Here is a 10,585-nt window from a genome sequence, read left to right as displayed (position 1 = left end):
ATTTGCTTTGCAAAAAGCAAATGGATAAAATAATTAAAATAAAAATATAAAATAAATCATGCAGCTTGCGCAGCATGATTTGGAAAAGAATCAACAGCTAAAAATTCAGTAGAAATAAAACCAGAAGAAATACCTTTAAACAAAAGATCAGTAATAAGAAGGTAAATAATATTAATATCAAAAGATTTTCTAAACATAGAAAAAGTAGATTCAGCAGGAACATAATTTCTAATAGGATCAAAACCAATAGCTTGGGCTAAATAAGGATTAGAATAAAGTTCATCAATAAGATCAGAAGTAGAATTAAGATTTTTAATAATTTTAATTAAAATAGCTTTAATCATAGAAACAGGAGAATAACCAGTTCTACCAACACCAGAAGCATTGCTTCGCAAAAGTTAAGAATAAAAATAAAAAAAAATTAAATTAAATCATGCAGCTTGCGCAGCATGATTTAAAATCTCAGGAACAAGAGACCAGTCAATATAATCAAAAATGGTAAGGATATAAGCAAAAGAAGAATTAGATTTCATATATTCATCATAGACAAAATCGAGATAAAATTGTTTAGTATTATTACTCATGGTTTAACCTCCCTGTAAAAGTGTATAGTTTAATTTTACCGAATTAAACGATAATTTAACTAATTGTATTATACACCAGGGAGGCAAACCTCTTAAAAAGATAATATGAAAGTATTGTAAACAATAGGGTTTTAGAATTTTTGAAGATGGTAAAGCAAAAATGAGGAGGTGAAATTATGCCAACGCCAGAAATGGTTACAAGCGATATAACTTGTTGGAGCTGTTTAGCTTGTGCTTTTTGTGGGCTATCTTTTACAGTTATTTCAGCTTTATCAGGATTAAGCACAGCCTCTTAATAGTATTATAGGGAATGTTTAAGAAGACTATAATATAATAGAGAATAAGGTGAAAAATTTTATTGCAAATATAAATAATACTTATGGTATTTATATTAATTTTCAAAAATCACCAAAATATCGCTCTTTAATTATAAAAGATAATTACAATATTTATCCTAAAGTAGCTTCAATTGAACTAACAAATAAATGTAATATAAAATGTTTACATTGTTATGGCGATTTTAATAGTAGTTTGAATAATTTTATTAGTTTAAATGATGCAAAAAAAATTCTATATGAGCTAAAAAATTTAGGGGTAAATATTATTGAACTAACCGGAGGAGAAATAACAACATATCCATTTTTAAAAGAAATTATAACCTATGCTCTTGAACTAGAATTTAAACAGATAGGATTATTAACAAATGGAATATATATTTCTGAAGAAATTATGAATACTATTATTTTAAATAAGTCAAAAATATTTATTCAAATAGATTTGCATAGTTTAAATGATGAATATTTAAAATGGTTTACTAAAACTTCTAATTCTTTAAATAAAATAAAAAACAACATATATATACTTGCAAAAAATAAAGTTAATATGAGAATTGCAACAATTGTTACTCCAAAAAATTTAGATGAGATTGAAGAGATTGCAGATTGGGTATATAATTTAGGGATAAAATCTTTTGGTATCAGCCCGGTTATAGAATTAGGAAGAGCAAAAAACATGAACAAAAATTTATATTTAAACGATAATGAATATATTCAGTTGGATATATTATTGGATAAAATAAACAAAAAATATCCAAAATTTCTATCCCTTATAGAATTCGGACAGTTAAAAGATTCTAATTGTGGATGTATTTCATCTCATGTTGTAATCTCAGCTACAGGTGAAATAAAAATGTGTACAATGGATAACATGAAATACTTTAATAGTAATTTAGGTAATGCTATAAAACAAAATATAAAGAATATTTATGATATCAACTCAAAATATATAAATGATATTTTCAATTTAGAATCTCCAAAATTAAATTCTGAAGAATGTAAAGAATGCAAATATAGATATTTCTGTAATGGTTGTTTGCTTAGAGGTTTTATAAAAGCAAAAGAATTAAAAAATAATTGTAAATGGTATAAAAACAAAGTTTCTCAAATCATAAAAGAACAGTTAAGGATAGAAGAATTTCAGAGGTGATTTAAATGGAAAATATATTAGAAGTAATTAATTTAAGAAAAACATATACTCTTTTTAAATTAAATGCAACATTCAACGTAAAAAAAGGAAAAATTACAGGATTTATTGGTATAAACGGTTCTGGGAAAACAACCACAATAAAATCAATTCTTGGCCTTGCATTAAAGGAAAGTGGAATTATAAAAATATTTGGAAAAGAATTAAATAAAAAGACTGAAAAAGAAATAAAAAATCGTATAGGGATAGTATTTGATGAAGGTTATTTTTATGAGGAATTAACTTTAAAAGAAATGAAAAAAATAATATCTTCCTCCTATTCAAATTGGAATGAAGAATTATTTAAAAAGTATATAAAAAGATTCAACTTACCTTTAAATCAAAAGATATGTAATCTATCTAAAGGGATGAAAATGAAATATGCTATTTCTTTAGCCCTTTCACATGACCCAGAACTTTTGATTATGGATGAACCAACAAGCGGGTTAGATCCTTTAGTTAGACATGAATTAATGAATATACTATTGGAATTTATGAAGAATGAAAATAAAAGTGTATTTTTTTCTACACATATAACATCTGATTTAGATAAAATTGCAGATGATTTAATATTAATCAACAACGGAAAAATTATTTTTTGTGAAGATAAAAATGAATTACTGAATAAATATGTAATAATTAAAGGTTCAAAAGAACTTGTTAATGATGAAATAAAAGAGTTATTTTTAAATTTAAAAATTTCAGAAGATTATTTTGAAGGTTTAACTGATAAGAAAAACGAATTAAGTAGTTTATTTAGAAAAGATGTAGTAATTGAAAAACCTACTATAGAAAATATAATGCTTTATCATGTTGAGAGGTGAAAAAATGAAATTAATACTAAATCTTATAAAAAAAGAATTTTTACTTGCAAAAAATTATTTATTGATAACCCTTGCTACTGCAATATTTATTCCACTGTTTGTAAATAGTAAAATAGGTAATATTGGAGGAAGTTTTATAATTTTTTTCATTACAGTTATTTATACAGAATATCTTTTATATAATTCAATTTCAATAGTAGAACATAAATATAAAGGTTCTTATTTACTCAGTGCAACACCATTCTCAAGAAATACACAAGTAAAAGCAAAATATATTTTCATATTGATAATTTTTTTATTATGTTTTTTTATTTATAATATAATTTTCATGATTTTTGCTATTCCAAAATTAAATCTATTTTCAACTGGATTAACGTTGTTAATAACAAGCATTTTTTTTGGCCTTATTATTCCAATCCAATATAAATTTGGATATGAAAAAACAAAATATATTTCTGCAACTTTGATTTTTTTAACCCCTTTTTTATTACCTAAATTTTTGCAAAATATAGCATCAAAAAATTATACTTTTAAAAATTCAGAACAAGTTTATATTTTATTGTTTTATTTACTTTCAATAATATTCCTATATTTTTCAGCAATTATATCAATATATATTTATTCAAAAAAAGATTTTTAATAAACTCGAAAGGAGATTAATAAAATGGAAATGATTATGTTTGCAATAGCGTTTGTCGCTATTATTGGAATATCAGAATTAATAAAAAAATGGATTAACAAAGATAAGTTTTAATAAGTATTTTTTTTCAAATAAAGTACATGTTTCTATCAGAAACGCCATTATGGGAAGTATTTATATACACAATATTTTCAAGATTAATCTATAAAACCAATTAATCATTAACATCAAATAATAGCTTGAATATAAAATCGCATCAATACATTAAACAAAAACTTAACCATAAAAATATATCAGGTGATAAAATAATTATGTAAATTTATTAAATTTAAGAAAAGAAAAATTCACCACAAATTTACATTAATGTTGTTGATTTTTTTTGCTAAAATTATTGTGAATTGAATAAGTGAAAATAATATCTTTTGTTATTCAGTAACATAATATAAAAACTATACATTTATTGAATTTTATCATGTTTTTTTAAGTTATAAAATTCACGATATTTGTTAGCAATATTATTGAACAAAGTCGATGATATTATCTGATAATAGTAATTAATAAAATAATAAAGTTCCCCAAACATCTAATCCATCAATGCCTGGAATTATTTAGTATAATTACTTAAATATGTATGTAATATATAATTAAAAAATTGAATATTTGTTAAATTATTATTTCATTTTTCGATTTACCGAGGTGAAAAAAATCACAGGAGGGAACAAAATGAAAATAGTTAATGATGCAAAAAACGAAAGTTTAAAATGTTTTATTGTTTGTTCTGCTGAATGCGTTATAATATGTTCTCTGGATACAATGAGCCCTTTGTTAGATGCAATGGGTGTAGCATCATATGCTAATACAGAACATATATCATTATAGTCTACATGAGGAGGGAGTTTTATGAAAATAATTAATAACAATAACAAAAAAGAAGGTTTAATATGTATTATTGGGTGTGGAATAATTTGCGGATTTGGATGTCAGACTGATTCTCCTATAATACCTGTAATGGATGCTGCAGCTGGTATTTCTGGTACTATAACTGGTACGGGCGCTAAATTGTAATTGAATTTAAATTTATTGGTTTTTTATAAAATTCACCTCGGTTTTTTTATTAAGTATTATATACTAAAATTTAAAATAATTATATAAAATATGCATTTGAGAGGTGGAAATATGAAGGGTTTTATTTTTGAAACAAAAAAAGGAAATTCTTATTTTTATTCTGATACTACAGGAGAAGTTATATTTATAAAATCCAAAGATGATATTAAAAATTTTTCTAATAAATATCAAAAAAGTTATTTTTATGATGATAAAATAGTTAATATTGCTAATATTAAAAATTATATAAAAAAAAGAGGAAGTAAAGAATTATTTTTTATTGTTACCGAAGATTGTAATCTTAGATGTAAATATTGTGCTTATTCGGGAGAATATTCTAATATGAGAACACATAATAATGTGTATATGGATTATAATATAGCTAAAAAAGCTATTGATAAATACTTCTCGGATATTTCACAAACCCAAAAGGAAAATCCATATTTTATTCCAGCTATTGGGTTTTATGGTGGAGAACCTTTACTTAATTTTGATTTAATAAAAAAGATAATAGAATATATAAAAAATAAAAAACACAAATGTCATTTTACTATCACAACAAATGGAACTATATTAAACGATGAAATAATAAAGTTTCTTGCTGAAAATGAAATTTCTCTTGCTTTTAGCCTTAATGGTTCTAAAAAAGAGCATGATAGATTACGAGTATTTTCAAATGAAAAGGGTACATTTGAAATTGTGTATAATAACATATTAAAAATAAAAGAGAAATATCCTTATTATTATAAAAAATATTGTTCTATAATTGCGTGTTATGATTATGGAACAAATTTATTAAAAATGAAAGATTTTTTTGATAGGAGTAATTTATCAGAAAGGCTTATCAGACTTAATATGATAGGAAATTCTTATACTAATTGGTATAATCAATATTCAAAAGAAGAAAAAGAAAAGTTCTTTTCTCAAATGAACGAACTAAAAAATTTATATTTCCAGAAAATTAAAAAAAATGAAAATGATAAATTTTTATCTTCATTATTTGGATTATCATATTTTACTATACTTAATAGAAATATAAAAGTAAATTTATATGAAAGTAAACCTTCATTTCTTCCATTTACAGGAACATGTGTACCAGGAGAAAAAATAGCAATCTCTCCTTCTGGAGATTTGCATTGCTGTGAGAAAATCAACTATAATTTTCCTATTGGCACTGTTGAAACCTGGTTGGATTATTCAAAAATAGAGAAAATAATAAAAAAATACAATCAAAAATTAAAGTCAGAATGCTTAACCTGTTCTGTGTCAAGATTGTGCCCGCTTTGTTTCGCTTTATTAGCAGGGAATGGAGAATTCGAAAAAGATCCTTCAAATATTTGTGAAAATATCTAAGAAGGAATAAAAAAATCTTTTGAAGAAATCTGGAATTTGCTAGAGGAAAGAGTTAATATATTTGATTTAATCAAGTTTTCAAAATATAAACAATGTGGGGTGTATATATGAAGAATAAATATTTTAAATTAAACAAAGACTATATTTTAGTTATTGGAAAAGAAAATAAAGGTTTAATTTATGATTTAAAAAATGGAAATATGATAGAATTAGAAAAAACATGGACTGATGTTTTAGTACAGCTAGAAAATGGCATTAAAATTGAAAATGTAAAATCATCCTATACATATGACGTAATAGAAAAAATCAAAAAAGAAACAATGGGAGAATTTTATGATAATTTTATATATGAAGAAAAAACTCGTAAAGGGATGATACTTCCTCTTGAAGGTATGCAGAAATTACCCCCAATAATTCATAAATGTTATATTCAAATGCCTACAAGTTGTAATTTGAATTGTGAATTTTGTTTTTTACTGAAAAGTTATCCGTGTTTTGTATGTTCCAAAAATTCAAATGTAAATTCTATAGATTCAAAAGCATACAAAACATTCCTAAATAATTTATTAAATTTAAATGTTCATAGCATAATATTTTATGGAGGGGACCTTCTCTCTTATATTAATACAGAAAACTTATTAGATATATGTTTAAATAGTGAAAAAAAACCAGAAATTTGGATTTTACTCCATTGGAGACATATTAGAAATAATAAAATATTAGAAAAAGAAATATACAAAAAAATAAATTTCTATATCACATTTTCTGCAAGTGATATCTTTGATGGTGAAAACGAAAAAAATTTTTCTTTATTTATGAAAACATTGAATTATATGAAAGAATATACGAAAAAATTCGAATTAACTTTTGTACAGGATAGTGAAGAAATATCTGAATTTAAAATTAAAGATATGCTGGATATTATAATAAATAAATATAAAACGAAGATATATATTTCAAAACTTTTGGATGAAAATAATAAGAGTTTTATGAATCATTTATTTATGCGAGTATCACCTAAAATTTTCTGGAATAATTATTATTATCATCCGTGTTTGAATGGAACCATAACATTGAATGCAGAAGGAAAAATATTGCCCTGCCCATCAATGGAAAATGAAAATGCTCTTAAAGAAATATTTTTAGAGAATAAAATAGATAAATATTGGAAACTGCATCTTGGAAAAATAGAAAAATGCAAAAATTGCATATATAGATTTGGATGTTTTGAATGTAGAGCAATAGAAGCAAAAACAAGTCAGAGATTGAATGGGAAATCATTATGTAAAAAGGGAGAGTAATATGGAGTTGGGCGTATTACTTAATTATAATAATTGCTACAGTAATATATTATATTTTCAGAATAAGAATGGAATATAAAGAAAGGAGCTTAAAATATTATTTAAAAAACCAATTAAGACATTTTATAGTTATTTCAATTATATTAACATTATTCTGGATAATACTAAAATAAAAGGAGAGGATATATATGGAAATAATAAAATTCAAAGGAGTAAAAAAGCGATATTATAGTGGGACAGAAGCAATAAAAGGAGTGGATTTTTCAGTAAGAAAAGGAGAGATAATAGGGATAATAGGTCCAAATGGTGCTGGAAAAACCACATTAATAAAATTAATACTGGGTTTGTTAAAACCAACAGAAGGTGAAATAGAAATCTTTGGAAAAGACATAAAAAACATAAAAAAATTAGAAAGGAATAAAATAGGTATGGTTCTGGATACACCAGGATTATATGATGATTTAACAATAGAAGAGAATATAAAATTCTGGCAAAAAGTATATAAGAAGAACAATAATGAAATCTGGGATTTAATTGATAGATGGAAATTAGCAGAAAAGAAAAAAACATTGATAAAAAAGCTTTCGGCAGGAATGAGGCAAAAGGTTGCGATATTAAATTCATTATCGCATGATCCTGAATTAGTAATAATGGATGAACCCACATCAAATCTTGATCCTGAAGCCAGGAGAGATATAGTGGATTTTTTGAAAGGTTTTAAAGGAACTGATAAATCATTGATAATAACATCACATGATTTATTTGATATAGAAAGGATCTGTACGAGAATAATATTTCTCAGAAAAGGGAAAGTAATAGTTGATGGAACATTAAAAGAAATGAAAAAAGCATTAAAAATAGAAGATAAAGTAAAAATTATAGTTAGTCAAAAAATACCTGAAAGAATAATAAGAGAAAACAACATAAATCTATCTGATGAAAAAACAACAATTATACCAGAAGAAAAAGTAAATGAAATATTGGAAATATTTAGAAAAGAAAGAATTAATGTAAAAAGAATAGAAGATGAAAAAGTAACACTTGAAGACATGTATATCTCAATTGTCAGGGAGGATGAAGAAAATGTGGGCTATAATTGAAAAAGAATTAAAAACATTCTTTCGTAAAAAGAAAGAAAGAAATTTATTTTTTATAGCAATGATAATATGGGCAGTAACAATACATTCAGGAGAAAAACATATATACAATCCATATTTTACTGCAGGTGTATTAGTTTCTTTTTTTATTCCATATATATTTGGATGGATAGCTTTTAATGAGGAAAAAAAGAATAAGAATCTTTTATACTTATTATCTTCACCACTTGATATAAAAGAGGTATTTGCAGGTAAAATCATAGCTTTATTTATATTTACAATAGGAGTAGAATTTTTAATTATAGCAATAGGAATAATAATAAATCCATTTGCTGCAGGAATATATCCAACAGTTTCTGATTTAATTACATTAATGCTTACAATACCTATCTGGATGACAGTAATAAGTGCTATTATGGGAATTAGTCTTATGATTTTAGATAATCCATTTATAATAAAAATAGTACTATTTTTATTAATTTATTTTTTTGCCAGTAAAGGTGAAAAAATAAAAAAAATATTTATAATATCAGAATGGTATTACATAATATTTGGAATATTACTGATAACAGGAATAATATACTTAACACCACTTATTCTTAATAAAGAAAAAATTTAGAAATGAATTTGGTAATCAGGAGGAAAGAAATGGGAAACATAAGATTTCTCTATAAATACACCAAAGGACATAGAGGAAGATTGACGATATCGATGACAATGATGATAATATTGTCATATGTATCAATAATGCCAGCAAAATACTACAAAGAAGCGATGGATAATGGGATATTGGCAGGTGACTATGAATATTTAAAAAAGGTTTGTATGATATTAATAGGGATATACGTATTAAAGAGCATATTGAACTATATAACCTCAAAAATATTTATAATCAGCAGTCAAAGTATAATATTTGAAATAAAAAAGAATCTATTAAAAAGAGTATTAAAATTACCAATGACTTTTTTCGAAGGAAAAGAAACGGGATATATAATGGCAAGAGTGGGAGAAACAGATAAATTACAGATATTATTTTCACAGCAAACATTTAAAATATTGATAAGTATAATAGAATTTATAATAGTGTTATATATATTGATGAAATATAATATAAAACTGACATTAATCGCGCTGGCAATAATGCCGTTATATTATATAGTAACAGGTAAATTTATGGGAAATATATCAAAAATTTCAATGGAATTAATGGAAAAAGGTGCAAAAATGAATGGGAAATTAGAGGAAAGTATAAGTGGAATAGAAGAAGTTAAAAATTTAAATATAGAAGAAAAAGAAAGCAAAAAGAATATAGATTATAACAAAGAATTTGTAAAGACAGCAATAAAACAGGGGGTATTATACTCAATAGGAATGGAATTATTAACGTTAATAAGTGCAATAGCAGGAATAATAGTATTATTATATGCTGGGAAAGATATAATCTTTTCAGGTTTTACAGTGGGAGGCTATATAGCATTTGCAAATTATATAGGAAAATTATATGCTCCTGTAATACAGCTGGGAACAACAACATTAACAATACAGCCGGCACTGAATTCATTAAAAAGAGTAAAGGAAATAATGGATGAATTAACAGAAGAGGAAAGAAATAAAAACGGAAAGGAAATGACAGAAGAAATAAAAGAAATAAAAATGGAAAATATAGAATTTTCATATGATAGAAAAACAAAAGTATTGAAAGGGATAAATCTAGAAGTAAAAAAAGGAGAAAAAATAATCCTTAAAGGATCGAATGGTTCTGGAAAAACGACATTGATGAAGTTGCTATTAGGAATATATGATGGATATAATGGAAAAATAATAATAAATGGAAAAAATCAAAAAGAAATAGATATAAAATCATTGAGAGAAAGATTTGGAATAGTATCGCAGAAAATATTCTTGTTTAACGATACAATAAAGAATAATATAACCTATTCATCAAAAGAGATAAAAGAAGAAAAATACAAAGAAATATTGGAGAAAAGCGAATTGGAAAAACTAATAAAAAAATTCCCATTGAAGGATAATCACATGCGGCTTGACCCCCGAAAATTAGACAAAAAATAAGAAAAACTCATTTTTTCACAGAAACGAAAAAATCAGAAAAATCATAAGACGAAATAAAATCATTGAAATTATCATTAAAAAGATAAAAAAC

At 24.4% G+C, this 10,585-nt stretch carries 13 protein-coding genes; 11 read left to right on the top strand and 2 right to left on the bottom strand.

Annotation, left to right across the window (positions count from 1 at the left end; genetic code table 11):
- Positions 1–56 precede the first annotated feature (56 nt).
- Positions 57–395 (bottom strand): transposase, encoded by a 339-nt coding sequence (locus tag BUA62_RS10610; protein WP_143148377.1) that lies wholly within the window; start codon positions 393–395, stop codon positions 57–59.
- 36 nt (positions 396–431) lie between these two features.
- Complete coding sequence (locus BUA62_RS11605; protein WP_159429527.1) at positions 432–584, bottom strand: hypothetical protein; 153 nt, start codon at positions 582–584, stop codon at positions 432–434.
- Between the two features lie 176 nt (positions 585–760).
- Between BUA62_RS11605 and BUA62_RS11975 the strand changes: the two genes are divergently transcribed.
- From BUA62_RS11975 to BUA62_RS10570, 11 genes are all read left to right on the top strand, one after another.
- Positions 761–880, top strand: coding sequence for a subclass IId bacteriocin thuricin17 (locus tag BUA62_RS11975; protein WP_442914807.1), 120 nt, complete (start codon positions 761–763; stop codon positions 878–880).
- Positions 881–929: 49 nt separating this feature from the next.
- Entirely contained in the window at positions 930–2,069 is a 1,140-nt protein-coding gene (locus tag BUA62_RS10605) for a radical SAM/SPASM domain-containing protein (protein ID WP_072866022.1), read from the top strand.
- A gap of 5 nt (positions 2,070–2,074) precedes the next feature.
- The gene (locus BUA62_RS10600; protein ID WP_072866021.1) at positions 2,075–2,929 is read left to right on the top strand and encodes an ABC transporter ATP-binding protein; all 855 of its coding nucleotides are present in this window, start codon (positions 2,075–2,077) and stop codon (positions 2,927–2,929) included.
- Positions 2,930–2,933: 4 nt separating this feature from the next.
- Positions 2,934–3,569, top strand: coding sequence for an ABC-2 transporter permease (locus BUA62_RS10595; RefSeq protein WP_072866020.1), 636 nt, complete (start codon positions 2,934–2,936; stop codon positions 3,567–3,569).
- A 723-nt stretch (positions 3,570–4,292) separates the two neighbouring features.
- Complete coding sequence (locus tag BUA62_RS11600; RefSeq protein ID WP_156166182.1) at positions 4,293–4,448, top strand: huazacin family RiPP peptide; 156 nt, start codon at positions 4,293–4,295, stop codon at positions 4,446–4,448.
- Positions 4,449–4,469: 21 nt separating this feature from the next.
- Positions 4,470–4,634, top strand: a complete 165-nt coding sequence (locus BUA62_RS11595; protein ID WP_159429526.1) for a hypothetical protein — start codon at positions 4,470–4,472, stop codon at positions 4,632–4,634.
- 111 nt (positions 4,635–4,745) lie between these two features.
- On the top strand, positions 4,746–6,026 hold the full coding sequence (locus BUA62_RS10590; RefSeq protein WP_159429525.1) for a radical SAM protein: 1,281 nt from the start codon (positions 4,746–4,748) through the stop codon (positions 6,024–6,026).
- A 107-nt stretch (positions 6,027–6,133) separates the two neighbouring features.
- Positions 6,134–7,327, top strand: a complete 1,194-nt coding sequence (locus BUA62_RS10585; protein ID WP_072866019.1) for a 4Fe-4S cluster-binding domain-containing protein — start codon at positions 6,134–6,136, stop codon at positions 7,325–7,327.
- A 188-nt stretch (positions 7,328–7,515) separates the two neighbouring features.
- Complete coding sequence (locus tag BUA62_RS10580; RefSeq protein WP_047266541.1) at positions 7,516–8,427, top strand: ABC transporter ATP-binding protein; 912 nt, start codon at positions 7,516–7,518, stop codon at positions 8,425–8,427.
- Positions 8,411–9,043 (top strand): ABC transporter permease, encoded by a 633-nt coding sequence (locus BUA62_RS10575; RefSeq protein WP_072866018.1) that lies wholly within the window; start codon positions 8,411–8,413, stop codon positions 9,041–9,043. Before BUA62_RS10580 ends, BUA62_RS10575 begins: the two co-directional genes overlap by 17 nt.
- A gap of 29 nt (positions 9,044–9,072) precedes the next feature.
- Positions 9,073–10,494 (top strand): ABC transporter ATP-binding protein, encoded by a 1,422-nt coding sequence (locus BUA62_RS10570; RefSeq protein WP_072866017.1) that lies wholly within the window; start codon positions 9,073–9,075, stop codon positions 10,492–10,494.
- Positions 10,495–10,585 lie beyond the last annotated feature (91 nt).

It is taken from the genome of Marinitoga hydrogenitolerans DSM 16785 (assembly GCF_900129175.1).
GTDB lineage: Bacteria > Thermotogota > Thermotogae > Petrotogales > Petrotogaceae > Marinitoga > Marinitoga hydrogenitolerans.
This window is presented reverse-complemented; position numbering and strand designations above follow the sequence as displayed.